General features: G+C 61.3%; 22 protein-coding genes. 2 read left to right on the plus strand and 20 right to left on the minus strand.

Annotated features, from left to right (window positions below; all coding sequences use genetic code 11):
- Positions 1 to 852: 852 nt before the first annotated feature.
- The 11 genes from ptsP to J7024_RS14830 all read right to left on the minus strand — a co-directional run bounded on the left by ptsP (position 853) and on the right by J7024_RS14830 (position 12245).
- Positions 853 to 2829 carry a phosphoenolpyruvate--protein phosphotransferase gene (gene ptsP, locus J7024_RS14780; RefSeq protein ID WP_212061806.1) on the minus strand — a complete coding sequence of 659 codons (1977 nt, stop codon included), beginning with the start codon at positions 2827 to 2829 and terminating at the stop codon, positions 853 to 855.
- A gap of 50 nt (positions 2830 to 2879) precedes the next feature.
- Entirely contained in the window at positions 2880 to 3257 is a 378-nt protein-coding gene (locus J7024_RS14785; protein ID WP_212061804.1) for a PTS glucitol/sorbitol transporter subunit IIA, read from the minus strand.
- A 19-nt stretch (positions 3258 to 3276) separates the two neighbouring features.
- Positions 3277 to 4293, minus strand: a complete 1017-nt coding sequence (gene srlE, locus J7024_RS14790) for a PTS glucitol/sorbitol transporter subunit IIB (protein WP_212061802.1) — start codon at positions 4291 to 4293, stop codon at positions 3277 to 3279.
- A 44-nt stretch (positions 4294 to 4337) separates the two neighbouring features.
- Positions 4338 to 4892 carry a PTS glucitol/sorbitol transporter subunit IIC gene (gene srlA / locus J7024_RS14795; protein ID WP_212061800.1) on the minus strand — a complete coding sequence of 185 codons (555 nt, stop codon included), beginning with the start codon at positions 4890 to 4892 and terminating at the stop codon, positions 4338 to 4340.
- 83 nt (positions 4893 to 4975) lie between these two features.
- Positions 4976 to 5392, minus strand: a complete 417-nt coding sequence (locus J7024_RS14800; protein ID WP_212061792.1) for a transcriptional regulator GutM — start codon at positions 5390 to 5392, stop codon at positions 4976 to 4978.
- A 160-nt stretch (positions 5393 to 5552) separates the two neighbouring features.
- The gene (locus J7024_RS14805; RefSeq protein WP_212061790.1) at positions 5553 to 6296 is read right to left on the minus strand and encodes an SDR family NAD(P)-dependent oxidoreductase; all 744 of its coding nucleotides are present in this window, start codon (positions 6294 to 6296) and stop codon (positions 5553 to 5555) included.
- 12 nt (positions 6297 to 6308) lie between these two features.
- A complete protein-coding gene (locus J7024_RS14810; RefSeq protein WP_212061788.1) occupies positions 6309 to 7619 on the minus strand; it encodes an acetoin dehydrogenase dihydrolipoyllysine-residue acetyltransferase subunit in 1311 nt (436 codons plus the stop codon).
- A gap of 1 nt (position 7620) precedes the next feature.
- Complete coding sequence (locus J7024_RS14815) at positions 7621 to 8622, minus strand: alpha-ketoacid dehydrogenase subunit beta (protein ID WP_282972217.1); 1002 nt, start codon at positions 8620 to 8622, stop codon at positions 7621 to 7623.
- Positions 8609 to 9637 (minus strand): thiamine pyrophosphate-dependent dehydrogenase E1 component subunit alpha, encoded by a 1029-nt coding sequence (locus J7024_RS14820; RefSeq protein WP_234745178.1) that lies wholly within the window; start codon positions 9635 to 9637, stop codon positions 8609 to 8611. Before J7024_RS14820 ends, J7024_RS14815 begins: the two co-directional genes overlap by 14 nt.
- A 10-nt stretch (positions 9638 to 9647) precedes the next feature.
- Entirely contained in the window at positions 9648 to 10976 is a 1329-nt protein-coding gene (locus J7024_RS14825; protein ID WP_050011230.1) for an NAD(P)H-dependent oxidoreductase, read from the minus strand.
- 387 nt (positions 10977 to 11363) lie between these two features.
- Entirely contained in the window at positions 11364 to 12245 is an 882-nt protein-coding gene (locus J7024_RS14830; RefSeq protein WP_226238130.1) for a sugar-binding transcriptional regulator, read from the minus strand.
- Between the two features lie 185 nt (positions 12246 to 12430).
- Here J7024_RS14830 and J7024_RS14835 point away from each other — a divergent pair, with 185 nt between their 5' ends.
- Both J7024_RS14835 and J7024_RS14840 read left to right on the plus strand, forming a co-directional pair.
- Positions 12431 to 13276 (plus strand): hypothetical protein, encoded by an 846-nt coding sequence (locus J7024_RS14835; protein WP_234745179.1) that lies wholly within the window; start codon positions 12431 to 12433, stop codon positions 13274 to 13276.
- Positions 13277 to 13299: 23 nt separating this feature from the next.
- Positions 13300 to 13887 carry a hypothetical protein gene (locus J7024_RS14840; protein ID WP_234745180.1) on the plus strand — a complete coding sequence of 196 codons (588 nt, stop codon included), beginning with the start codon at positions 13300 to 13302 and terminating at the stop codon, positions 13885 to 13887.
- 179 nt (positions 13888 to 14066) lie between these two features.
- Here the strand turns inward: J7024_RS14840 and J7024_RS14845 are convergent, their stop codons facing one another.
- The 9 genes from J7024_RS14845 to J7024_RS14885 form a co-directional block, all read right to left on the minus strand.
- Positions 14067 to 14606, minus strand: a complete 540-nt coding sequence (locus J7024_RS14845) for a gamma carbonic anhydrase family protein (protein WP_124474560.1) — start codon at positions 14604 to 14606, stop codon at positions 14067 to 14069.
- A gap of 34 nt (positions 14607 to 14640) precedes the next feature.
- Positions 14641 to 16296 carry an MFS transporter gene (locus J7024_RS14850; RefSeq protein WP_124494197.1) on the minus strand — a complete coding sequence of 552 codons (1656 nt, stop codon included), beginning with the start codon at positions 16294 to 16296 and terminating at the stop codon, positions 14641 to 14643.
- A gap of 140 nt (positions 16297 to 16436) precedes the next feature.
- Positions 16437 to 17918, minus strand: a complete 1482-nt coding sequence (gene gabD / locus J7024_RS14855; protein WP_234745181.1) for an NADP-dependent succinate-semialdehyde dehydrogenase — start codon at positions 17916 to 17918, stop codon at positions 16437 to 16439.
- 35 nt (positions 17919 to 17953) lie between these two features.
- The gene (locus J7024_RS14860; RefSeq protein ID WP_124474563.1) at positions 17954 to 19519 is read right to left on the minus strand and encodes a class I adenylate-forming enzyme family protein; all 1566 of its coding nucleotides are present in this window, start codon (positions 19517 to 19519) and stop codon (positions 17954 to 17956) included.
- An 83-nt stretch (positions 19520 to 19602) separates the two neighbouring features.
- Complete coding sequence (locus tag J7024_RS14865) at positions 19603 to 20355, minus strand: SDR family NAD(P)-dependent oxidoreductase (protein WP_234745182.1); 753 nt, start codon at positions 20353 to 20355, stop codon at positions 19603 to 19605.
- Positions 20339 to 22783, minus strand: coding sequence for a xanthine dehydrogenase family protein molybdopterin-binding subunit (locus tag J7024_RS14870; protein ID WP_268838332.1), 2445 nt, complete (start codon positions 22781 to 22783; stop codon positions 20339 to 20341). Before J7024_RS14870 ends, J7024_RS14865 begins: the two co-directional genes overlap by 17 nt.
- A complete protein-coding gene (locus J7024_RS14875; RefSeq protein WP_234745183.1) occupies positions 22776 to 23537 on the minus strand; it encodes an N-acyl homoserine lactonase family protein in 762 nt (253 codons plus the stop codon). Before J7024_RS14875 ends, J7024_RS14870 begins: the two co-directional genes overlap by 8 nt.
- Positions 23534 to 24094: a (2Fe-2S)-binding protein gene (locus tag J7024_RS14880; protein ID WP_268838333.1), complete on the minus strand. Its 561-nt coding sequence runs from the start codon at positions 24092 to 24094 to the stop codon at positions 23534 to 23536. Before J7024_RS14880 ends, J7024_RS14875 begins: the two co-directional genes overlap by 4 nt.
- Positions 24064 to 24942 (minus strand): FAD binding domain-containing protein, encoded by an 879-nt coding sequence (locus tag J7024_RS14885; protein ID WP_234745184.1) that lies wholly within the window; start codon positions 24940 to 24942, stop codon positions 24064 to 24066. The genes J7024_RS14880 and J7024_RS14885 overlap by 31 nt, the downstream gene beginning before the upstream one ends.
- Positions 24943 to 24947 lie beyond the last annotated feature (5 nt).

Consider the following 24947-nt stretch of genomic DNA (forward strand, 5'->3'; position numbering starts at 1 on the left):
CAGATTCGCTTATGCGAATCTCTTGCATGTTCATCTCCATCTCCGTCACACCTCCGTCATTATGTGAATCTTCGCCGTACGAAAACACCTGAAAATGCAGCAGCGACTGGTATTTGTCGGTTTATTTCGCTACATTTGTCTCACGATTTCGCTTCAAGAAGCTTTTTGTTCACGACAAGTGAAACGATCGTCCACCTCCAAATTGAAGCGGTCCAATTGCGATTCGCGATTTGCGCTGATCGCCAAAATTTATCAATGCGACAGTAGGCCTGCACTGCGTCCGAAACTTGGCCACGCCGCTCGTCGCAATCGCCGCGTATCTGTTGCGCATGCCGTCACCCGCTGTCAGACAGGGCTGTAGCGATGGCAACCGTCCGGCAGGTAATATAAGGAAAAGTGATGATCAGGGATCACACGGACATCGCCCGGTATGCATGGGTGAAACGCAGTTGGGGGCAGACCGCACGCGCCGGACGCCGGAGAACCGATTCAGCGCGACGAGCAGCCTCGCGGCTCATCACGTATTCTTGATGCAGACGCCCGACTGGACGAGCCGTGGAAGGAAACCAGGCAATTTCGCAGAAAGCTCGAACGGCTTTCGGGTGTGAAGGCTGCGCGTGTTCGTGAAGACCGGACGGCAGTTCCATCCGGCAAAATCGCCTCCTTGAATCGCGCCGTGTCGGCCGGTAAGCAGCTCGGGAGGCATGGTGAAATAGCCCAACAAGGCCGGATACCCGCGCGGAGAGACAGGTCGCCCGCCACTCCGTGTATCAAGCCGGGCCCGCGAAGCAGTGGCAAATACGAATCTTGTGGATCGTCGATGCCACGCCCCTGTCGTTTCCCGATCGGAAATCAGATTTCCGTCACGAGTTTCTTTGCGCGCAGTACCGAGTTGGGACTCATACTGAGTTCGTCGACCCCGAGGTTCACGAACACCGGAATCATGTTTGGCCGAGACGCAGCTTCACCGCACACGCCGACACTGATGTGCGCCCGCTTCGCCGCGTCGCATACCATCTTGATCGCCTGAATGACAGCCGGGTGCTCGGTCCTGTAGAGCGAGGCAAGGCTGGGATTCATGCGATCGACGGCCATGATGTATTGCGTAAGGTCGTTGGTGCCGATCGAGAAGAACTCGACTTCCTGCGCCAGCAGATCGGCAGTGAGAACCGCAGCCGGCGTCTCGATCATGATGCCGAGCTTCGGAACCGCAAACGGCACCCGCGCTTCGGTCAGTTCCGCAGCGATGCGCTCGATGATCGCCTTCGTGCGGCGAACCTCGTCGACATCGTCGACCATCGGCAGCATCACGCAGATGTTCCCGTGCGTGGTGGCACGCAGTAGCGCTCGCAGTTGCGGCTCGAACACTTCAGGGCTGTCAAGACACATCCGGATGCCTCGCCACCCCAGAAATGGATTCTCCTCCTTCGGGAAGCGAATGCCCGGCAACGGCTTGTCGCCGCCAGCATCGAGCGTCCGAATGATGACCGGCCACGGGTGAAAGCGCTGTGCGAGCGTGGCATAAACTTCGTATTGCTCGTCCTCCGTGGGCACCCGCAGGTGGTCCATGAACAAAAGCTCGGTACGGAATAGCCCCACGCCCATCGCACCGGCTTGCAGGGCCGAGTCGAGCTCCGAGAGAGAACCCATGTTCGCGGCGATCTGTATCTTGCGCCCGTCGCGCGTGCGCGGCTCGACGTCCCGATAAGCAAGGAGCGCCGATTGTTGTTCGCGCTGCACCTCGATGCGGCGCGATAGCTCCTTTTCATGCTCGTCAGAATGGTCGAGCCAGACCTCCCCGGTCGTGCCGTCAATCGAAACACGCGCGACCGATCGCAGCCTGTCCTTGTCGATCGGCAGACCCAGAACTGCCGGAATGCCGTGCGAGCGCGCAATAATCGCAACATGAGACGTTGCACTGCCCGATGTGCAGACGATTCCGAGGATATTGGCGAGGTTCGCGCGCGCGAGATCCGGCGCGGACAGCTCTTCGGCAAGGATGATGCTCGGTACGTCCAGTTCCCGCAGCGACTTCTGCTGCTTGCCAAGAAGCACGGCCGCGATCTCGCGCGTCAGGCCGCGAATGTCGTCGGCCCGGCTGCGAAGATACTCGTCCGTCATCGATTCGAACGCGAACGCCAGATCCTGGCCGCATTTCAGCGTAGCCGCCGCCGCGCTCCACCGCGTTGCGATGAGCTCGCGAATCGAGCCCGCATAGTCGTCGCTCCTTGCGACATCGGCGATCGCCTCGATGATCTCGTTTCCCATCGTCACGTCGCCCGGCTCGAGCATCGCAGCCAAAGTGGACTCGAGCGTCGCGGTGAATCGCGCGGCCTCGTCTGCTACCTCGTGTTCCGACACGAACTGGCGATCGACCACAAGCTCGTCACGAACATACGCGAGCGCACTGCCAAATGCCAGGCCTTCACTCGCCGGAACACCTCTCAACCCGCCCGGAGAATCGGCATCGTCAGAGGATCGCGCCGCGGCCGCGTGCTCGAACGCTCGCGGAGCCGTCGCTGAACCGTCGGACCCGCGATCGCCGTCCGGCGCAGTGGCGCCCTGCACGATTGCGCTGACATTCGACAGAAATTGCGTCAACCTGTCGACCGCCTCGCATTCGTCTTCGCCGTCCGCTCGGAGCAGTATCTGCTCGTCTTGCTTCACACCTAGCAACATGAGCTTCACGGCGCTCTTCGCGTCCGCCCATGCATCGCCTCTCCCGATTCTCAGCGCGCTATTGAATTCCTTCGCAAGCTTTGCGAATTGCGTCGCGGGGCGCGCGTGCAGACCCTCGTGTACCTTGACAACAACCTGAGTTTCCAACATGACGATGCCTTTTCGTATTCCGTGGGTGACGACGTTGACGTCGGTGCGACTCAGGCGTCAACGATCTCGATGACGGTCCCTTTCTGCATGCTCTTGAAGAGCCGTTCAGGATCGACCGTCGATGCGCAAATCTCTCCCGGGCGCTCTGCCGAATGCGCACCATTGAACGTAATGACGACATGGCCGAGTTCGCTCACCTTGTTCCAGGCCGTCGGCCCCACGGCAGTCACGACCGCGGAAATTTCGCCGATGCGCAGCACGGAGCCGATACGCGGCGCGTGGCTGTGCGCCTGCTCTACGCGGTGAAGAACCGACACCTCTGCCAGTTCGGAAGGCGCACCATCCGAATACAAAATCAGCACGCCACCTTCGAGAAGGGGTTCCACTTCTTCGCCGATACTGGAAATGATTGTCTTGTAGTAATGCATGCCTAACCTCAAGATGTTTTTAGAGAGCAAAACTGACCACCCAAGCGATCAACACCGAGACCGGCCCCATGATCTGGCGACTGATCAGTACGGCCGGCACGCCGACGCGAATCGTCTCCGGTTTCGCTTCGCCGAGTGCCATCCCGACCGGCACGAAATCACAGCCAACCTGGGTGTCATACGCGAACAGCGCCGGTAGCGCCATATGCGGCGGAATCGTGCCATTGCCGATGGCCGGCCCGATGATTGCCGCGCCGATGACCTGCGCGATCACGGCGCCCGGTCCGAGTACGGGCGACAGGAACGGAAGACCGCAGATCGCAGACAAGATCACCAGCCCCACGATATTGCCCGCCAGCGGCGAAAGCAGATGAGCGAGCCCGGTTCCCACCCCGGTCGAATTGATCACGCCGATCAACATCGTCACGAACGCCATGAACGGCAGCACATTGCGAATGACGGTATCGATAGACTTGCGTCCGCTCGTGAACAGCACATTCACGACGCCGCCCATGCCGCGGCCGACCGACGTGATCATCCCGACAAAGCCGCCGTGGCCTGCCCCGGTTCGCGGTTCGGCCGGCGACGGCATTGCGGCGGGCGGTGTGTCGCCGCTCGTGAAAGCGGCGTGATGCGCGTCGACGCTCGACGCGTCGTCGTCGACGGACTGCAAGCTGTTCAATTCGACGCCGGACACATAGATGTCTTCGGTAATGAACTGCGCAAGCGGACCCGACTGTCCGACCGGACTCAGATTGATGGTCGGGATGCGCTTTCGCGGATAGACGCCGCACCGCGCGGTTCCCCCGCAATCGATCACGACAGCCGCGATTTCCGATTCGAGCGGCGGATTGCGGAAGCCGTCCACGACCGTTGCTCCGGTCAGATCCGCCAGCCGCTGTGCCACCTTCGGAATATCTCCTCCGGTCACGGCCACGATCTTGTTGCGCTCCACCGTCGGTGCGATGACGATTGGACCGCCCCAGCCGTTTGGTCCTTTTCGAACCTCAACCGCCTTGTACGTACGCGCATCCATTTCCTTCTCCTCCAGATGATTTCTCGTGTTTTATCGTATCGAGTTCAAAGCGTCAGGCCTTCTCGCTTCGCGATCATGCGGGTGATCGCTTCGGTCAGTACTCCTTTCAGGAGATTGACGAAAAGGCCGACACCCAGGTAAAAGAGCGCGAGTTTCGGCAATGAAAACGGTGCGGCATGCGTTTCAGCGAGCTTAGTGATCCCTGCTGCCACACCAAGCCAGACGAAAAGCTCGCCGGGATTGCAGTGCGGAAACAAGCCAGTGATCGGGTGACACAAGGACACTGCGGAGTCGTAGAATGCGGGTTTGTGACGCTCTTCAAGGAAGACACCGAACGTGTAGGCCATCGGATTGGTCAGAAAGAACATCGCGAGCAATGGCAACAGCGAGTATCGCGTCACGATATTCTTCGAAAGGAAACGAGCCAATCCCTGAATCCGCTGCTCTCCCACCAGCGCGATGACCGTGTAGACCGCGGTGAGCAGCACGATCAGTGTCGGCAAAATACCCGTAACAAAGCCGACGAACGTCTTTCCGCCTGCGTTGAATACACCGATAAATGCCTCGGCGGCATGAGTAAGAAAATCAAGCGGATTCATGGTTGTCTCCTGTTGAAGTTGTGATGTGCGACAGATGCGTCAATCAAAACAGTGCTGCGACCTGCGTGCTGTACGGCGTTCGTCTACTCAATCACGGCACCGATAGGACGGTTAGCGTTCGCGGTTCTGCAAGCCATGTCGAGTGCGTTGTGAAGCGCGTGCCTAAGACGAGGTGCAAGCGCCAAGGACTCCAAATGGTGTTGAAACTCACCGATCGACCCGCCATTGAATTCGGAAAGCGCCTCGAAACGAGCGAATACAGTCAGTCCAGACATGGCCAATACTTGTCTGACAATGCAATCGTCACCGATGACGACGATCGCAACTGCGCCGCGCCCGATCCGCGGCTTGAACGTCCCCACGCCGAGAAAGCCGTCGCCCCACGTTCGCGCAGTCTTTCTGAGCGTGTCCCGGTAGTAGCGCATATGGGCCCACCCGGCGATGAGCTGCAGCGCCCACGTAACAGCCAATGCCAGTAAACCGAACCGAACGAGTTCCATTGCATGTCTCCTCCCTCGCACGAACTGCTTTAACAAACGAGACGAATCCGGCGGTTATTTCGCGCCGCCGTTTTGAACAAATGTTTATCACAATAATACAATTGTTCATTTTCAGGTAAATACGGGAAAACGCGACACGAAGCCCTCAGCAACGATTCTTCTAACAAAAACCCGAATCGACCTCGATCGGGAACACGAGACCCGAAATGTAGTGTGACGCCTCCGAAGCCAGGAATAGAGCGGCACGCACTGCGGCGGACATGCCGTCATCTCGCCTCGGGATCGACGGCAGCGGGGTCGGCTGCAGCGTCACACCATGTGAGGCGCGGCGAAACTCGTCATATGAGGGTACCGTTGGACAGACGGCATTGACACGGATCCCGTCACCTTTCAATCGTTGCCCCATTGCTTGGGACAGCTGACAGAGCGCCGCGGCACAGGCGCTCTGCCACGGCACGCACCAGGAATCCGCTTCGGCAGTTGGCGCGATATTGACGATCACGCCTCGCTTGACTCGCCGATACTGCAAAGCTGCGGCATGGGCGATGTAAAACGCAGCCTTGACGCACTCGTCGTACGCGTGATCGATCTCTCGTTCGTGAATCTCGAGATCGTTTCCTGCATCCAGGCGCGCGCAGCCGTTATGGACGACGATATCGAGTCTCCCGAATTCAAGCACGGTCCGTTCAACCAGTTCGACCGCACGCCGCGCCGTGAAGATTTCCGCCAGCGTACTGTCGACATTGGCTTGACCGTCTCCCGTTTCACCCACAAGTTCGAGAACGCGTGCCGGCTGCGTAAGCACCGTTGCGCCGGCGGTACGCAACGCACGGACCACCTCGTCGCCGACGGGGGACGATAGCCCCGTTACCAGCGCGATCTTGCCGTCAAGCTCCAGGTTCATGAATGGCTCCGCCTACCGTGACAGCTGCTCGCCGACGATATCGACCACATCAGCCAGCGCTTCGACGTGCGGCAAATGACCGACGTCTGCGAAGCGGTGCTGCGCAATCCGGCCAGGCAGGCCGTTCGCGTGCGTAATCGGAATGATTTTATCCGACGCCCCCCAGACGACGCGAACAGGCATCGTCAGCGACGCGATGGCTTCTCGCAGATCGATCTTCTGCCGGCCGCCCGGAAAGAACGTCTCCGCGATTGACGCAAGCGTCACACGTTTTGCCTCACTCGACAATTGCTGCTCCGCCGTCGCGATGAAGGCTTCATCGATCACACCGGGACGCGCGACCAATTCCCGCAGCCATGGCGTAAGACTGGTTCGATCAGCAGCTTGCGTCAGCCCGCGCAAGAACGCACCGTTGCATTCGGTACCGAGCCCGGCCGGTGCGGCCAGCGTCAACGACGACACACGCACCTGGCGCGACGCACTCAACGCGATCGCGACAGCCGCGCCGAAAGAATGCCCGACGAGATGGCAGTTCGCGACATCTTCGGCCGCCAGCGTAGCGCCGATCGCGTCGACGATTTTCTCCAGCGATGCGGCAGCGTCGGCCGGCGATTTTCCATGTCCGGGCAAATCGATCGACAGGACACCGAGATTCTTGGCAAGGCCGGCGTCGCGCAATGCATTGAAGAACGGGCGCCAGCTGTTCGCCTCGGCCCCGAATCCATGCAAAAACACCAGCGTCGCGGGGCCGCCTCGCTGCAGCCAGACCCGATTGAGCGCGCCTTGCTGGCTCGCGCCGGCCGGCACTTCACGTGAACCACCGTTGCCGACGGCGACGGCGCGCACGTCATTTTCGACGATCCGGCCATGCGGACCGGATCCTTGCAGGCTGCCCAAGTCGATTTCGCTTTCGCGAGCAGCCCGACGAGCGGCGGGCGTTGCGCGAATCCGGCTATCGCCGATATCGCCCGACGATGCCGCGGCTGCGACGTCCGCGCGACGATGAACCGAGGGTTCAGCCGCGGCGTCAAGCTCGGCAACGCCTGATGCTGTTGTGCCGGCGTCCTGCTCGATGACGGTCTCGCCATTGGCATAGATCCATGCGATCACGGTTCCGACGGGGACCGTATCGCCGACGCTGGCGGTAATCTGCCGAACCGTGCCGCTCTCCGGGGCCTCCACTTCCATCGTGGCCTTGCTGGTCTCGATGTCGAAGATCGGCTCACCCTGTCTGATCGTGTCGCCGTCCTTGACATACCAGGCGGTAATCGTGCCCTCGGTCATGTCCATATCGACGCGGGGAAGGATCACTTCGGTCGCCATCTCAGCCCCTCCGACCGACGATATGCCGAACCGCCTCGACGATGTCGGGCACCTGCGGCACGGCAGCCTTCTCGAGCTGCGGGTTGTAAGGCAGCGGACAATCCGCGCCGCCCAACCGAACGATCGGTGCGTCCAGATAATCGAAGGCGTCGCTTTCGCATACGATCGACGCGATCTCGGCGCCTATGCCCAGTTGCTGAACACCTTCGTACACACATACCAGACGCGAAGTCTTGCGTACGCTAGCGATGATCGCCTCGCGGTCGATCGGCCGGATGCTGCGCAGATCGATCACTTCCACGTCGATGCCTTCCTGCTGCAGCGCGTCTGCCGCTTCCAGCGAACGCACGGTCATGATCGAAGTCGCGACGATCGTGACATCCCGCCCCTCGCGGCGAACGACGGCCTTGCCGATCGGCTCGACATAGTAGCCATCCGGCACGATGCCCTTGCTCTTGTACAGGAGCTTGTGTTCGAAGATCATCACCGGATCGGGATCCTCGAGCGCAGCAAGCAGTAATCCCTTCGCGTCATGGGGCGTACTGGGTTGCACCACCTTCAACCCAGGAACGTGCGCGAACCATGCCTCGAGGCTCTGGCTGTGCTGGGCTGCGGCACCTGTCCCCGAACCGGCCGGAAAGCGCATCACAACCGGCACCGAGACTTCTCCGCCCAGCATGTAACGCATCTTCGCGGCCTGGTTCACGATTTGTTCCATCGCAAGCGTTGCGAAGTCCGAAAACTGGAATTCGTAGATCGGCCGGCAGCCGGTCATGGCCGCGCCGACCGCAATGCCGGCGCCTGCCAGCTCCGCGATGGGCGTGTCCATGACACGTTCCGCACCAAAGCGCTGAAACAGGTCACCGGTCACCTGGAACGCACCGCCGTAGACTCCGATATCCTCGCCCATCAGGAACACGCGCTCGTCTCGCTCCATTGCGATGCCCATTGCCTCATGAATCGCCTGAGCGTAAGTCAGTTCGCGCTGGTCACTCATGGTCATTCCCCCCGTTCTCCGTATATACATAGCGCGTCAACTCGGCGATGTCCGGTGCCGGGCTGTTCTGCGCGTAGTCCAGACCCGCCTTGATTTCTTCCTCGACTTCCGCGTGGATTACTTGCACCTCTGCGGCGTCGATCAGTCCAAGTTCCACCAACTGCCGCTCGAATTTCGCAATGGGATCCCTTGCGCCCCAGGACTCGATCTCTTCGCGGGTGCGATAGCGGTTCCGGTCGCTCTTGGAGTGGCCGCGAATGCGGTATGTCTCGCACTCGATGAGTGTCGGCCCCTCGCCTTTTCGCGCACGCTCGATCGCGCCTTCAGCCGCCGTCAGCACGTCGCCGAAGCTGTTGCCGTCGACAGTTACGCCGGGCATGTCATACGCAGCCGCGCGCTGCGAGATCCGACTGACGGCCGTCGAACGTTCGACCGACATCGACATGCCGTACCGGTTATTTTCACAGACGAAAATCACCGGCAGTTTCCAGATCGCGGCGAAATTCAGCGATTCATGGAACGCACCTTCATTGTTCGCGCCATCGCCGAAAAAACACACGACGACCGAGTCCTTGCGCCGCTTCTTGATCGACAGCGCCGCGCCGACCGCGATAGGCAAGCCTCCGCCCACGATACCGTTGGCGCCGAGATTTCCGCGGCTCACATCCGCGATGTGCATCGAACCGCCCCGCCCCCGGCAATACCCCGTCTCCTTACCGAAGAATTCGGCGAACATGCGTTTCGGATCCGCACCTTTGCCGATACAGTGGCCGTGTCCCCGATGCGTCGACGTGATGTAGTCCTCATCGGTGAGGAGCATCGTCATCGCGATCGCGGAGGCTTCCTGCCCGATGGACAGGTGCATCGTGCCGTGAATCAGGCCGCGCATGTACGCCTGTTCCGCACTCTCCTCGAATCGACGCACGAGTTGCATCTTCTTCAGCGCGTCACGCAACGCTTGCGCGGAGACGTGCCGATAGACTTCGGGCATTCCTTCGATCTTCTCTGCAACGAATCCCATCATCCTCTCCTCAAGCGGCGGCACGCGCGCCACGGACCATCTCGTCCTGACGCTGGCGCAGTTTGACAATCGGTGCGTTCGCGTCGACCGCGGCGTTCTGGTACGTCAGCAATTCGCCCTTTCGGATTGCTTGGGTGACGATGCCGCCTTCCAGCAAGCCGCATGGAACCGCGCGCTCCGCAAGCGCGTCGTCCGCCGCGATGGCCCACGCGCGGTACGTGAATTCGCCGATCGCGTCGAGGCGGTCACCGACTTTCAGGTCTCGCTTCGCCACCGCGCAAACCTCGACCACCGGAACGGGGAGCGGCCGCATGTCGGCTTTGCCGTACAGGACAGCGCGCGCGCAGCTGAGCGGTACTTCGAGGCTCGTCAGGTGATACGGGCGATAGAACGTGTAATACGGCCCCTTGCCGAGCTTGAGGTCTGCCATGCGCTCGCGCAGGCGAGGATGTGCAAGTTCGGCAACGACGAACACCCCGGGCGCGACGCCCTTTCCGATGGTGTAATCGACTACGCCCTTTTGGGTGAGGATCCCGCCGTCCGCCACCGGACAAAGCACCTCATGCAGTTGGTCGAGCGTGGCCGCGGGACCGTGCATGCCTGCCACATCCGGAATCAGCCCGGTCGCATTTCCGATCGCCGCCATTTCGACCGCGGTCTTCGAACCGTCGACAAACTCCACCAGCATGCGCGGATTCATGTTGCGCGCCTTGGCTTCCGCCATGTAGTCGTCCGGTGTCGCGTCGATATTCAGCGGGTTGTTCTTGCCCTTACCCGCGGCGACGATCGGATAACCGAGCGCGCTGACGAAATCGATCAACTCGATCGTCGAGCTCGGCTCGTCGCCGGCGCCGAGCGTGTACACCACGCCCAGCCGCTCCGCTTCACGACGCAGGTATGCGCCAATGGTCACATCGGCTTCGACGTTCATCATCACGAGATGCTTGCCATGCTCCATGGCCAGCAGCCCGATCTGCGCGCCCACCGCCGGTTTGCCGGTCGCATCGATAACCACGTCGATTTGATCGTTGGTACAGATCGCATTCGAGTCTTGCGTGATGGCGATCGATCCGGCCTCGATCGCCTGCGAAATCCCCGAGCCAGTCTCGACGACGCGATAGCCGTCGTCCGCCTGATTGGCGACTCGAACCGCTTCGCATGCGGCGTCGACACGGAGGTCCGCGATCGCGCCGATCTCGAGACCTTCCATTTGCCGGACCTGGGTCACGATGTCCGTGCCCATTTCGCCGGAGCCGATCAAGCCGATTCGGATAGGTCTGCCCGATTGGGCGCGGGCTTTGAGGTCGGCCGCCAGGCCGCTGGGAATGATGTTGAGCATCGACGATGTCTCCTGGGTAGTGACGCGCGCTTGCGCAGGCATGTGCCCTTAACCCGCGTCTGCAACATGGATCGCCGCGACGTTCAGTGCACATTTGTTTTTTACAATATCACTTTGTTCACAAAAGGTACAAGCAACCGAGCGGCAAAAAGAGCGCATCTAGGGTTATTCCTAGCGCATGGAAATTTGGGGACGGAAAGAGGAGGAGCCGCGCCAAGGGTTCGTTGACGCGAGCGACAACCCAGCGGCGGGCACTGATACAGAAATTGATGCGGCGCAGCATCACTGCCGTCGCTGCGAATGGGGGAGGTGCGAGAGCGCGCTTCTCTCGGCAGTGGGGACGAGCGCGGAGTACGGAAAGGTGACGGGGACCTTTCCGCGCGAAGGTCAGTCCGCTAGTTTCAGCAAGTCCGCTGCGGCGTATTGATCGGTAATCAATACGGACGGTCGCAATAACCTCAGAGCGCCCCCAAGCGCCGGCACCTTGCTGACGCCGCCCGCTGCAAGCACGCGCACCGGTACTTGCTTGACGATGTCGAGCGGCACGGACATCACACGCTCGTTGATGGGATGGTCAACCAGTTGTCCGTTGGCGTCGAAAAAGTTGAAGAGCAGATCGCCCACGGCACCCGCCTTGATCACTGATTCGCGATCAGCATCGCTGATGAACCGCGATCGGTGCGCCGTAGCCTCCGGGCCAGTGCCCGCAGCGCCGAGCACGACCGCATCCAGGGATCTCGCCAGATCGAAAATATCCCGGAGGCCGCAGCGCTCGATGAGCGTGCGCCGGGTCTCCGGGCTGTCGACCACCAACGGCGCGGTCATCAGGTAGCAGTCCGCCTGATACAACGTCGCGAAACGCCAAGCGAACTCCGCCGGGTTGAAATGTCGGGCTTTCATGATGCCGCCCAGCAGTGAAACCACCGAGACGTTTTCGACGGGACGCTCACCCATGTACGACAGCGAACTGACAAGGGTGCGCCCCCAACCGACGCCGATTTTCATGTTCGACCGCACCATCGACGACACATATTCGCCAGCGGCGGCGCTCACTGGCGCGGTGGCATCCGCGTCTCGCGCTGACAGCGGGACGACGATCGCTTCCGCGATCCCGAATCGCTCCTCGAGTTGCCGTTCGAGATCCACGCATTCGACCAGGCGATCCCCAATCGAAATTTTTACCTCGTTTCTCTCGCGCGCAGCGGCCAGCAGGCGCACGACCGTCACCCGACCGATGCCGAGTTTCTGTGCGATCTCGTGTTGCGTCATCTCCTCCACGAAGTACATCCATGCCGCGCGCAGCCGCAGTCTGCGCGCTGGGCTTTGTTCGTCGATGGCCTCTTCTCGGTGCTTGGTTCGGGCTCTCGGCACGCTTCCTCCCCTAAATTAACGTGATCAATGACACTGAACAAATGTGCTATCTTAACTTCAAATGTTTCAGTCTCGAGGCAGCCATGGAACCCAAGTCATTGACGCCATCGCACATCGTCCAGGATCTCAGTCAGGTTCGCCTTGCATTGATGGATTGTGCGCGGCAACTTCGATACGCGGCGCGAAACGTCCCCGGCTCTGGGTCCGATTCTCAGCGAACCGCTGCCCGCCGCGCGAACTTGCCGCCGTTGCCGCAATTTCTTGGCTCCGTCGGCCATATCGCGGACACACTGCTCGAAACGGCCGAAACGTATGCAGGTCATGCGATTCCCCCACTGCAGGATCATTGGAAAGCGCCTGTCAGCTTCGACGACGGCCTGGAACGCATCATTCGCGAATCCGCGGATACAAAGCTGATCCGCCACTGCTCGACACTTTATTACGCAGCCGCGAAGCGATTCATCCTGCACGCGGGTGCGGCGGACGTCCTTATATTTGAACACCGCATCAATGACGCATTCAGCAGCCTGCGCGGCGCGCACAAAATGTTGAAAGGCATATCGGAAATCCAGGCCGAGGCGTCGCTGGATGAATTTTCCGACGATATCTGTCGCGCGTATTCCCGGCTCACGTTATCGCTCATCGACCGCCATCCGATTCGAAGCGCACGATTCGATGAATTGCCTGATGTCGTCGCGCCGTGGTGGCTGGTATCCGAGCCGAACGTATATGTTTTTCTATTACTCGGTATCACCGGGTGCGCAAGAATTGTTCGGCCTGCAGCGCTTCCGTCCGATCCCGACACGCTGCTTCGCTTCGCGGCCGATCTCGTAGGCGCGTCCGAGTCGCGAATTCGAGCGGCATTGCGATCGAAAAATCCGGACGACGCGATGCAGCGCGAGTTTTCCAGAATTGTCAGCTACCTGTGAAGTCAATGCGCCGGAGAAGCATCTTGGTAGACGAACACGAACCGATCGCAAGGTCCATACATCGCGTATGGCCGGCTCTCACCAAACTGTCATCTTGCAGACTGCTTCTTCAGCAGTATTGCAACGACTACTCAAAAAATTCCGGCGTGTTGCTCGAGCTCGATGATCGACAGTTCACACAAGCGTTCGTCGCGTGGACTCAAATCCTCGAAGACAGCGAGTTTTACCTACACAAGAACGCGGCTGACTATTTTCAGTTCTGTATCGGCGCGCTGCTCGCCGAACTATTGAAATTCAAAGCCGTCCGAGACACATCGGTGACCGTCATTCCACATAAGAAACCGAGCAGCGAAATTGCAGACTGGTGGCCGACCGGATTCGCACTGACTCATTTTTGCGTTGAGCTCGTCAAAAAAGTATCACAGCAGGAATGTGGAAAAGTCGTCGAACCGTCCGAAAAAATCGGACAGCTCAAGATCTGGCAATCGTATCGCGAAAATTTGCTCGAAGAGCCGATGCTGGCCATTGCATATTTCGACGACTTCATGGGCATAACGCCAAACTGGCGCACCCCGTACTATGCTGGTCACCGCACGGCAGGGATCGATTGATTCGTATGTGAATCGTGCAGTGCCCGCACGTCTACGGCGCACTGCACGGCTACGTTCGGTAGTGCCGACAACGAACGATTGCGGCGCTCCGCCGCAAAAGCCGATCGCGACAATCGTCGATCGCCGCATGCCATTCGCGACGGTCGGGGGTCTGTCGAATTCCGGCAATATCACTCGGCTCAGCCACCGATCGACATGTCGATCCGGCGTATCGTTGCCAAACTCGCTGCCGCGAGTTCGCAGTATCGGTTCGTCGCTTCGACCTTCTCACGCAGTTCCGCGTCGGTCAGTACGCGGACGATACGGGCCGGCACGCCCATGACCAGCGTTTGTGCCGGCACCTGCATCCCAGACTTGACGAACGCGCACGCCGCCACGATGGCGGAACCTCCGACTACCGCGTCGTCCATCACGATGGCGTTCATCCCGATCAGCGCGTTACGCTCCAGACGTGCGCCGTGTACCACGGCGCCGTGGCCGACATGAGACCGTTCGCCAAGCAAACATGTCATTCCGTGCCCGACATGTAACGTACAGTTGTCCTGTACGTTGCTGCCCTCGCCGACACGAATAGCGCCAAAATCCCCACGTAGCGAGGCTCCGGGCCCAATATAGCAACCGGCGCCGACGATCACGTCACCGATGATGCTCGCACTCGGGTGTACGTAAGCGGTCGCATGAACGCGCGGGGCCACGCCTCGATATTCGTATAACGCCATGATCCGCTCGACTCCGTATCGATATGTTGTCTGGTCAATTTGCGCAGATATCGGTGCCGCGCGTCTCGCGCACGCACAAGATCCCGACGATCAGCGAAGCGGTCGCAATGACGATCGGATACCAGAGGCCGGAATAGATGTTCCCGTTTGCCGCGACGATCGCGAATGCGGAAGCCGGCAGAAATCCACCGAACCATCCGTTGCCGATGTGATATGGCAACGACATCGACGTGTAGCGGATCCGTGTCGGAAAATACTCGACGAGCATGGCCGCTATCGGACCGTAGACCATCGTGCCGTAGATCATCAGGATCGCCAGCAGAAGGATCGCCATCGGCCAATTGATCTTGCCCGGATCGGCCTTCGCCGGATAGCCGTTATCATGCAGCGCACGCTGCAGCGCCCGATCGAAATCACGCCCTTGCATGGCTGCGTCGGCGGATTTTCCATCGTATGACGAAATGACGCTGCCGCCGACGACGATCGCTGCCCTCTCGCCCGGCGCCGCCGGTTCGTTACGGTAGCTCAGCCCAGCTTTCGAGAGCGCACTCTTGGCGATATCGCATGAACTGGTAAAGGTCGCCGTACCGACCGGATTAAACTGGAACGAACACTCGCGAGGAAATGCCTTCACCACAATCGGCGCATTCCGTTGTGCCGTCTCCAGCGCGGGATTGATAAAGTGCGTGAGCCCCTTGAACAGCGGAAAATACGTGGCGGCCGCCAGCGCGAAACCGATCAGGATGATCGGCTTGCGTCCGATTCGGTCGGACAATGAACCGAACACGACATAGAACGGCGCCGAGATCACGAGTGCGATGGCAAGGATCACATTCGACGTCGAACCCTCGAGCTTGAGCGTCTGCGTCAGAAAGAACAGCGTGTAGAACTGCCCCGTATACCAGACCACTGCCTGCCCCGCCGTCAGCCCGAACAACACGACCAACACCAGTTTGAGGTTCTTCCATTGCCCGAATGCCTCGGCTACGGGTGCCTTCGAGCGACTGCCCTCCGCCTTCATGCGCTCGAATGCCGGCGACTCGTGCAACTGAAGGCGGATCCACACCGATATCCCGAGCAGGACGATGGACATCAGGAATGGCACTCGCCATCCCCACGATGCGAACGGACCTTCGCCTGTCGTGGTTCGCACACCCAGAATGACCACCAGCGACAGGAACAGCCCGAGCGTCGCGGTCATCTGAATCCAGGCGGTCCATGCACCGCGCCGGTCATTCGGCGCATGCTCCGCGACATAAGTCGCCGCGCCGCCATATTCGCCGCCAAGCGCGAGCCCTTGAATCATCCGCATCGCGACAAACAGGATCGGCGAAGCGATCCCGATAGTGGCAAAGCCCGGCAGCAACCCGATGAGAAACGTCGAGCCGCCCATCAGGACGATCGTCACGAGAAACGTGTACTTGCGGCCTACCAGGTCGCCCAGACGTCCAAATACGATCGCCCCGAGAGGTCGCACCGCGAAACCCGCAGCAAAGCTCAGCAGCGTAAAGATGAATCCCGCGGTCGGGTTGACACCGGAGAAAATGTGCCTGCCAATGAACGTCGCCAGCGAGCCAGCGAGAAAGAAGTCGTACCACTCGAACACCGTACCTAATGAAGATGCGAAAACCACCCGTTTTTCGTCACGGGACATCCGCGACGCAGGCACTGCCACATTGACCGTTGACATGTCTAGCTCCTCCAAACCAATGGATTCATCGTTGTTGTTTAACTTTCATTACTGGACTTTATTGCGCGAGATACCTCCATCGAAGAATTCACGATAACCCGGCACCGAAGCGTCGATGCACCCAGGTGCCGCCCCGAGTGTCAGGCGATTCCGCCCACGCACAGATACTTGAGCTCGAGGTAGTCCTCGATGCCGTACTTCGATCCCTCGCGTCCGAGCCCGCTCTCCTTGACACCGCCGAACGGTGCGACTTCGGTCGAGATCAGGCCTTCGTTGATGCCTACGATGCCGTACTCGAGCGCCTCGGCCACTTTGAGCACGCGGCCGATATCTCGGCTGTAGAAATAAGAAGCGAGACCAAATTCGGTGTCGTTCGCGAGCGCGATTGCCTCGTCATCGGTACTGAACCGGAAAATGGGGGCGACAGGACCGAATGTCTCCTCGCGAAAGATCCGCATCGACGGAGTCACATCGGCAAGAATCGTCGGCTCGTAGTAGTTGCCGCCCTTCTGATGCCGCTTTCCGCCGACTACGACACGCGCGCCCTTCGATATCGCGTCGTCGACGTGCTCCATAACCTTCGCGACGGCATGCTCATCGATCAGAGGACCGATCGCGACACCTTCCTCGAATCCGTCGCCGACACGCATGGATTGCACGGCCACCGACAGTTTTTCGATGAACGTGTCATACACGCTGTCCTGAACCAGCAGCCGGTTCGCACATACGCAGGTCTGTCCGGCATTGCGATACTTCGATGCGATGGCACCTTTCACCGCCGCGTCGAGATCGGCATCGTCGAATACGATGAACGGCGCGTTGCCGCCCAGTTCCATCGATGCCTTCTTGACGGTCGACGCGCATTGCGCCAGCAGAACCTTGCCGATTTCCGTCGATCCGGTGAACGAGACCTTGCGGACGATCGGGCTGGCCGTCAACGTTTCGCCGATCTCCGCCGCCGCGCCAGTCACGCACGAGATCACCCCCTTTGGTACGCCGGCACGCTCCGCCAGCACGCAGAGCGCAAGCGCGGAGAATGGCGTCTGGCTCGCCGGTTTCAATACTATCGTGCAACCAGCGGCGAGCGCCGGCCCGATCTTGCGCGTCAACATCGCCGCCGGGAAATTCCACGGCGTGATCGCAGCGCACACGCCGATGGGTTGCTTCAGCACGACGATGCGCTTGTCGCGCGCATGCCCCGGAATCGTATCGCCATAGACGCGCTTGGCTTCCTCGGCGAACCATTCCAGAAACGACGCGGCATAGCCGATCTCCGCGCGGCTTTCCGCAAGCGGTTTGCCCTGCTCAGCCGTCATGATCGCCGCCAGATCATCCTGATTCTCGATCATCAATTCATACCAGCGACGCAAAACCACCGCACGCTCCTTCCCAGTACGCGAGCGCCATTCGGCCAGCGCGGCATTGGCGCCGTCGATCGCGCGCAATGTTTCATCTCGCCCCATGCGCGGCACGGTCCCAAGCGACTGCCCCGTCGACGGATTGCGCACGTCGATAGTGCCCCCTTGGTCAGCGTGAATCCATTCACCTGCGATGAGGCATACATGCCTTAGCAATTCAGGATTCCGAATCGTAACCTGCCCGTTCAATGAAATTGTCGACATCAATATTTCTCCAGTCAGAGGATAGGCGTAACGTGTCAGACGTCGCCGTGCTCGGCCGGTTGTACGGCTTCGCGCAATTTGAACCGCATGACCTTCCCAGATCCGGTCCGCGGAATTTCCGTCGTCACATGAATCGCGGACGGCACCTTGTAAGCCGACAGATGGAGACTGCAGTGCGCGAGCAGCGCCGCGACATCCACAGCGCCCTCGGCTCGCTCGACGACGAACACCACCGGCACCTCGCCGAGATGCGCATGCGGCATGCCGACGACCGCGCAATCGTGAACGCCGTCGTACTCGCAGACCACCTCTTCGATCTCGGCCGGTGAGATGTTCTGGCCGCCCCGAATGATTACTTCCTTGAGGCGCCCCGTGATGGTGATATAGCCGTTCGCATCAAAGCGTGCCAAGTCGCCCGTGCGATACCAGCCGTTGCTCAATGCCGCATCGGTTTCCGTTGGCTTGTTCAGGTATCCCTTCATCACATTGGGGCCGCGGACGAGTAACTCGCCTTCTTCCCCGACACGGACATCGCGCAACGCAACAGGGTCGACGACGCGCGCCGCTACGCCCGGCAGCGGCAGCCCGCACGAGCCGAATACGCGCGCACCGGTCGGCCAGTTCATCGTGACCATCGTCGAGGTTTCGGTAATGCCGTAGCCATCGAGCAGCTTCAGGCCGAACATGTTTTCGAATTCGCGATTCGTCGTCCCCGGCAGTATCGCGCCGGCCGACACGCATAATCGCAGCCCGGGCAGCGAGCCGCGCCCGTTCGCCCGCGCGGATTCGAGCAGGTAGTGGAACATCGTCGGCACGCCCGGCATGACCGTGAAGCGCCCGTCCGACAGCAGCCGCGGGATTTCGCTCGACGAATACTTCTCCATCAGATACGCGGTCGCACCGACTGCGAGCACGCTCAGCACGGAGAAGTTCAGCGCATACGAGTGATACAGCGGAAGTGCGCTCAGCACGCGATCGCTGCCCGTCAGGCCGGCAATCGGGGCCCAGCATGCGGCGGCGACCCACAGCATGCCGTGCGTCGACAGTAGCACGCCTTTGGGCTTGCCGGTCGTTCCCGACGTGTAGATCACGAATGCGGGATCGTCGATCGCATCCGGATCCAACGGCTCGCTCGGGGCACCGCGCGCCGTCGCGACCGCAAACGGCGTCCCGACAACGGGCTGCGGCGACCACGACACGGTCACATGTTCCCTGACCGTGCCGACAGAAGCACCGACCGCACGCAATTCCCGCTCGCGCGCGTCGCTCGTCACGAGTGCCGTGCAGCCTGCATCATCGAGCCGATACTCGATCTCCGGCGAGGTGGCCTCGTGGCTGATCGGCACGGCAATCGCGCCCGCGCGAACACAGGCTAGGCAGCTCACCGCCCACTCGATCGAATTCGGCAGCACGACGGCGACGCGATCGCCGACTTGTACGCCAGCCCGCTGGAAGTGCGTCGCCAGGCGCGCCGTCATCGCCTCCAGTTCCGCATAGGTGACGGACGTCCGTGCGTCCTCGAATGCCGCCTTGTCCGGATTGCGCTCCTTATGGCGCTTGAGCAATTCGTGGACAGGCACAATAAGCTCGGTATGAATCACGTTTGTCTCCTGGAGCGCTGCCGTCGGATTCGGTCGGCGGCGCTGATGTGTCAGTTGTCGGAAGAACGCCGTGGGTTGCGCCGTCAGACCATACTGAAGCCGCCGCTGATGCTGATCACCTGACCGGTAATCCAGCTTCCCTTTTCCGATGCAAGCAGGACCGCCATGGGCGCAACATCATTCGGCTGACCGAGACGTCGAAGCGGATAGAGCTTGACCAGCCGTTCCAGATTCGCCTCGAGAAATTCCGGATCGTGTGCGGTCTCGATCAACCCGAGCGCCAGCGCATTGGCTGTCGTGCCCGAGCGCGTTTCTCGTGCGATCGACTTCATCAGTGCGATATTGGCCGCGCGCGCGGCCGCGCCGATCGCCAGGCCGGATTCGCCGACCCGCGACGAATCGCCCGTGATCGTGATGATTCGGCCGCTGCCTTTCTGACGCTCCAGATGAGGCAACGCCGCATGCGTGCAGTTCAGCGTGCCGTAGAGGCAGACGTCGATCTGCTTGCGCCATTCATCCGGGTGGGAATCGAGAAAGCGCTTGCGGATGACGAGCCCGGCATTGTTGACAAGGATGTTGAGACCGCCAAAGACCTCGACGGTCTCGTCAATCATCTGATCCACGGCCCGACGGTCCGAGATGTCGCAGCCGATCGCCATCCCTCGCCCGCCTTGCGCGCGGATCTCGTCCACGACCGCTTCGGCCGCGGCCTTCGATCCGTGATAGTTGACGACGACGCTCGCGCCCTCGGCAGCCAGGCCCAGGGCGATTTCACGGCCCACGTCCCGGGCGCCCCCGGTGACGAGCGCGACCTTTCCGTCAAGTCTGAATTCCATCTTGTTGCTCCTTGATTGATTCAATGAGGGATGAATGAATGAGGCGATACAGACGTTCGGGCGTCACCGGTAGCTCCGATATGTCGACGTTCAACGGCGACAGGGCATCGGCGATCGCATTCGCGATCGCCGCGGGCGAGCCGATCGTCCCACCCTCGCCCATGCCGCGAAAGCCGCCCAGCGTGTTGGGTGCCAGTTTCTCGAGGTGCACGAGGTCCAACGTCGGGACTTCCGGGGCCGACGGCAGCAGGTAATCGACCAGGCTCGCGGTCAGCAGTTGGCCGTCGGCGTCGTACACGACTTCTTCGAGCAGTGCCGCACCGATGCCCTGTGCCACGGCGCCACGCGTCTGCCCCGCGACGATCAACGGATTGATCACCCGTCCGCAGTCCTCCGCGATCACGTATCGCTGAACATGAACGCCATACGTGTCGGGATCGATTTCCACCTGAACGAGATGCGTCGACGAACTGGTCGTGCCTACCACCGGGTCGTACACCCGACTGACGCAAAGGTTCTCCCGGAACTCCAGCGGCACGCGTCCCATTTGCGAATAGAGCGCCTTTGCCAGCTCAGCGAACGTGAGACGGGCGTCGCGCCAGCGCACGCGAATGACGCTCTCGACCACGTCGAGATCCTCCGGCGACACGTCGAGCAGGTGGCCTGCGACGCGCAGCATCCGTGCACGCAGCTCGCGCGCTGCCAGCATTCCCGCCCCGCTGCTGATGACGGCCGTCCGGCTGGCATAACTGCCGGTACCGTGCGGTACGGCGGCACTATTGCCGGTGATCACGCGCAGATCTTCGATGCGCGCGCCGAGTTCGTCGGCCAGCACCTGAGCGAGTGTCGTCTCGTGCCCCTGACCATGCGATGCGCAGCCGAACGATGCCGTGACCGCTCCGGTCGAATCGAGCTGGATCACGCACGTATCGGTGCCGGTGTTGATCGGCATGCCTGGCGATGCCGAAATGCGCGAGCCGATGCCGGACAGTTCCGCATAGCAGGCGACGCCGATACCGACCCAGCGCCCTTCGGCACGCGCCTGCGCCTGTGCCTGCCTCGCGGCGGAGTAGTCGAATCGCTCCTTGGCTGCCTCAAGTCCTTCGATGAACGCCGATTGATCCCACACGATGCCGACCGGCGTCCGATACGGGAACTCCTCGGGACGCACAAGGTTGCGCAACCGCAACTCCGTCGGGTCCACTCCGAGACGCTTTGCCGCCAGATCCATCAGGCGCTCCATCGCGAATGTCGAAGTCGGGCGTCCGACGCCGCGATAGGGTCCGGTCGGCGCCTTGGGTGTCGTCACCCCGCGAACGTGTCCTTGATACGCGGGGACCCGGTACGGCCCGGGCAGAAAACTGATGACCTGTACCGGCTCGATGCCGGCGGTCCATGGATAGATCGAATACGCGCCCACATCGCCGATCACTTCGGCACGCAGCCCCAGAATCCGGCCATCGCTATCCAGTGCGAGTTCGGCATCGACCCGTTCGTCGAAGGCCTGGCTCGTCGACAGCATGTCCTCGAGCCGATCACCGCTCCAGCGCACCGGGCGCCCGATCTTTCGCGCGAGCACGCATACGAGCATCTCCTCCTGATAGACCGAGGTCTTGCCGCCGAATCCGCCCCCGACATCGGGCGCGATGACCGTCAGCCGGTTGCCCGGCATGTCGAGCAGATTCGCCATCGCGTCGCGCACGATGCCCGGTATCTGGCTCGACGTGTAGAGCGTCAGGGCGTCCCGGCCCGGATCCACTTCCGCGATATAGGTGCGCGGCTCCATCGCGGTCGGCATCTTCCGGTGAAACCGGAACCGGCCGCCAACGGTGACGGGCGCGTTCGCGAATGCTTCGTCGATCTCACCGCGCACGAACCGTCGTTCGACCAGCACGTTGCTCGTCAACCCGTCGTGCAGCAGTGGCGCGCCAGGCTGTGCCGCCGCCTCGGCATCGGTCTCGACCGGCAGCGGTTCGTATTCGATCTCGATCGCATCCCGCGCATCCTCGGCCAGATAGCGGCTATCGGCGAGCACCGCGATGACCGGTTCGCCAACGAAGTGCACGACACCGTCCGCCAGCGCATGAATCGGCGTGGGTTGATAATCCGCCATGCGCGATACCGCGACAGCCGGCTTGACGAGGCCAGCCAGATCGGCCCACGCATAGATGCCGAATACACCTTCCATGCCGCGTGCAGCGTCGGCACGCACGGCGCGGATGCGCGCATGCGCCTGGTCGCTGCGCACGATCGCGAGATGAAGTGCATTTCCGGCCGGCCGATCGTCGACATAACGTCCGAGTCCGGTGAGCAGTCTCGCGTCCTCGAATCGGCGCACCGGCCGCCCGACAAAACCGCCGCGCGGCTGTTCGTCGATGCCGACATCGGCGTCCGGCGGCGCGCCAGGATCACGACGCGGCTTACTCATACGCGTGAGCCCCCTTGCGAAGCGTCTCCCACTGTTGCGGATCGTGGCCGAAGATCACGCTCGCGCCATCTCGTTCGAGCCTCCGGACTTCGTTGAGAGATGACAACGCGGCATCCGAGTCCCACGTGTTGCGCGGCATCACTTCGCGCGTCAGATTCTCGCGCAGCGCAACGGCGTCGGCAGCAAGCAGGAAGGCGCCGTCACGCTCCAGCGTCGCGAGCATGCCCATGCTCCCTGGCGTATGCCCCGGCAACGGGACCAGCAGCATCTTTCCATCGCCGAAGACGTCGCGCTCCCCGTCGATGAGTTCGGTCGACATCGGATGCTGCCAGTCGGCGGGAATGTAGCCGCGTTGCAGTGCCTCCTCTCCCTGGGCGGCAGCCAGCTCCTTTGCATGACAGAAGAACGTCGCTCTCTTGAAGAACGCATTGCAGCCGCAATGATCGGAGTGCAGATGGGAGTTGACGACTACATCGACATCGTCCGGCCCGAGCCCGAGCGTTTTCAACTCCGAGATGACGTTGTCTTCCGGTCCGGCGATCGGCGTCATGGCCTTCGCCATCGCCCCCCAGCGAGCGGCGGCAGCGTCGACGACCTGCGGATGGCATCCGGTGTCGAACAATACGTTTCCCTGACCATGCCGAAACAGCATGCATGCCACCGGCAGATCGATCGTTTCGCTTCGCTCGGCTTCCGGCAGATAGACACTCTTGCGCATCCGGAGCCGGCCGCCATTCAGAACATGCATTTTCATCGTTGGTTATCCTCGGTTGGCTCGGATCCGGCGGCCTGCCGCAATGCGTCGCGCGCCGTTACGCAAATACGGACGGCTTCGACGATGCCCTGGTAGCCGGTACAGCGGCAAAGATTTCCGGACAGCGCGTCGCGAATCTCGTCATCGCTGTCGAGCGGGTATTTCTGCAACGCATCGGTGCAGGTCGCCAGCATGCCGGGCGTACAGAACCCGCACTGAAGGCCATGATGTTCACGGAACGCCTCCTGCAGCGGGCTCAGCGAATCGGGCGTGCCCATGCTCTCCACGGTACGCACGTCGCAACCGTCGGCCGAGATCGCCAGCATCAGGCAGGACCGCACGCTATCGCCGTCGACGATCACCGTGCAAGCCCCGCATACGCCGTGCTCGCAACCGACGTGCGTGCCGGTCAGCGACAGGTCGTGTCGCAAGAAATCGGACAGAAGCAGGCGCGGTTCGACGCTGCACTCGACGACCGTGCCATTGACGATCATCCAGACGGGCTTGCGGGCAATGTCATGTTCGGTCATTGCGCGACTCCTGAAGCACGGCACCATGCGCTGCGTATCGCGCGCCGCGCCAGCACGCCCGCGAGATGGCGGCGGTACGCCGGCGAAGCATGCAGATCCATGGCGGGAGACAGTCCGTCACACGCGATTTCCGCCGCCTCCTCCACGAGCGCGTCGGACAACGGCTTGCCGCGCAGGATCGCTTCCGAGTCACTGCGCCGCAACGGCGTGTCGCCTACTCCCATCATCGCGACGCGCGCATCGTGAATGACGCCGTCGCGGACATCTAGCAGCACGCCCACGGCGGCCAGCGCAAAGTCGCCTGCGCGACGCGAGAATTCCTCGAAACACCAGCCGGTCCCGGGTTTCACGCCCGGAAAATCGACGCGAACGACCATCTCGTCATCGTCGAGCCTCGTCGTGAGTGGCGCGATGAAGAAATCGGCCGCCGCAATCCTGCGCTCGCCGCGGGGCGAACGCGTGACGATCGTCGCATCCAGCAATCGCGCCAGCATCGGCAACTCCGCAGCCGGATCGGCATGCGACAAGCTTCCGCCGATCGTGCCGCGATTCCGGATCGCGAGGTGGGCGACATGGCGCATCGTGTCAGGAATGATCGGAAAACGTCGGGCGACCTGGCGCGACGTCTCGAGCACGCGGTGACGCGTCAGCGCACCCACTTCGAGCCCGCCGTCCTCACGCTCGCGCACGTAGTCGAGTTCGACCAGTTTGCGGATGTCAACGATCATAGCGGGACGCACCACACGAAAATTCAGCATCGGCATCAGGCTTTGGCCGCCGGCCATCAATTTCGCATCGCCGCGACAGGCCACCAGCGCGGCGATCGCCTCGTCGACGGAGTCCGGACAACAATAGTCAAACGGTGCCGGTTTCATCGTTT

Origin of the sequence: Burkholderia sp. WTPI3 (assembly GCF_021483755.1) — a bacterium.
In the GTDB taxonomy this organism is placed as follows: Bacteria; Pseudomonadota; Gammaproteobacteria; order Burkholderiales; family Burkholderiaceae; genus Burkholderia.

What these genes read in the sequence shown, in the direction of transcription:
- J7024_RS14845 (WP_124474560.1), bottom strand. Translation starts at nt 14,606, where the DNA reads ATGGCGTTATACGAATATCGAGGCGTGGCCCCGCGCGTTCATGCGACC.
- J7024_RS14865 (WP_234745182.1), bottom strand. Translation starts at nt 20,355, where the DNA reads ATGGAATTCAGACTTGACGGAAAGGTCGCGCTCGTCACCGGGGGCGCC.
- J7024_RS14830 (WP_226238130.1), bottom strand. Translation starts at nt 12,245, where the DNA reads ATGACGCAACACGAGATCGCACAGAAACTCGGCATCGGTCGGGTGACG.
- J7024_RS14850 (WP_124494197.1), bottom strand. Translation starts at nt 16,296, where the DNA reads ATGTCAACGGTCAATGTGGCAGTGCCTGCGTCGCGGATGTCCCGTGAC.
- srlA (WP_212061800.1), bottom strand. Translation starts at nt 4,892, where the DNA reads ATGAATCCGCTTGATTTTCTTACTCATGCCGCCGAGGCATTTATCGGT.
- J7024_RS14800 (WP_212061792.1), bottom strand. Translation starts at nt 5,392, where the DNA reads ATGGAACTCGTTCGGTTCGGTTTACTGGCATTGGCTGTTACGTGGGCG.
- J7024_RS14815 (WP_282972217.1), bottom strand. Translation starts at nt 8,622, where the DNA reads ATGACCATGAGTGACCAGCGCGAACTGACTTACGCTCAGGCGATTCAT.
- J7024_RS14825 (WP_050011230.1), bottom strand. Translation starts at nt 10,976, where the DNA reads ATGCTCAACATCATTCCCAGCGGCCTGGCGGCCGACCTCAAAGCCCGC.
- J7024_RS14885 (WP_234745184.1), bottom strand. Translation starts at nt 24,942, where the DNA reads ATGAAACCGGCACCGTTTGACTATTGTTGTCCGGACTCCGTCGACGAG.
- gabD (WP_234745181.1), bottom strand. Translation starts at nt 17,918, where the DNA reads ATGTCGACAATTTCATTGAACGGGCAGGTTACGATTCGGAATCCTGAA.
- ptsP (WP_212061806.1), bottom strand. Translation starts at nt 2,829, where the DNA reads ATGTTGGAAACTCAGGTTGTTGTCAAGGTACACGAGGGTCTGCACGCG.
- J7024_RS14880 (WP_268838333.1), bottom strand. Translation starts at nt 24,094, where the DNA reads ATGGTGCCGTGCTTCAGGAGTCGCGCAATGACCGAACATGACATTGCC.
- srlE (WP_212061802.1), bottom strand. Translation starts at nt 4,293, where the DNA reads ATGGATGCGCGTACGTACAAGGCGGTTGAGGTTCGAAAAGGACCAAAC.
- J7024_RS14875 (WP_234745183.1), bottom strand. Translation starts at nt 23,537, where the DNA reads ATGAAAATGCATGTTCTGAATGGCGGCCGGCTCCGGATGCGCAAGAGT.
- J7024_RS14805 (WP_212061790.1), bottom strand. Translation starts at nt 6,296, where the DNA reads ATGAACCTGGAGCTTGACGGCAAGATCGCGCTGGTAACGGGGCTATCG.
- J7024_RS14820 (WP_234745178.1), bottom strand. Translation starts at nt 9,637, where the DNA reads ATGGGATTCGTTGCAGAGAAGATCGAAGGAATGCCCGAAGTCTATCGG.
- J7024_RS14785 (WP_212061804.1), bottom strand. Translation starts at nt 3,257, where the DNA reads ATGCATTACTACAAGACAATCATTTCCAGTATCGGCGAAGAAGTGGAA.
- J7024_RS14870 (WP_268838332.1), bottom strand. Translation starts at nt 22,783, where the DNA reads ATGAGTAAGCCGCGTCGTGATCCTGGCGCGCCGCCGGACGCCGATGTC.
- J7024_RS14810 (WP_212061788.1), bottom strand. Translation starts at nt 7,619, where the DNA reads ATGGCGACCGAAGTGATCCTTCCCCGCGTCGATATGGACATGACCGAG.
- J7024_RS14835 (WP_234745179.1), top strand. Translation starts at nt 12,431, where the DNA reads ATGGAACCCAAGTCATTGACGCCATCGCACATCGTCCAGGATCTCAGT.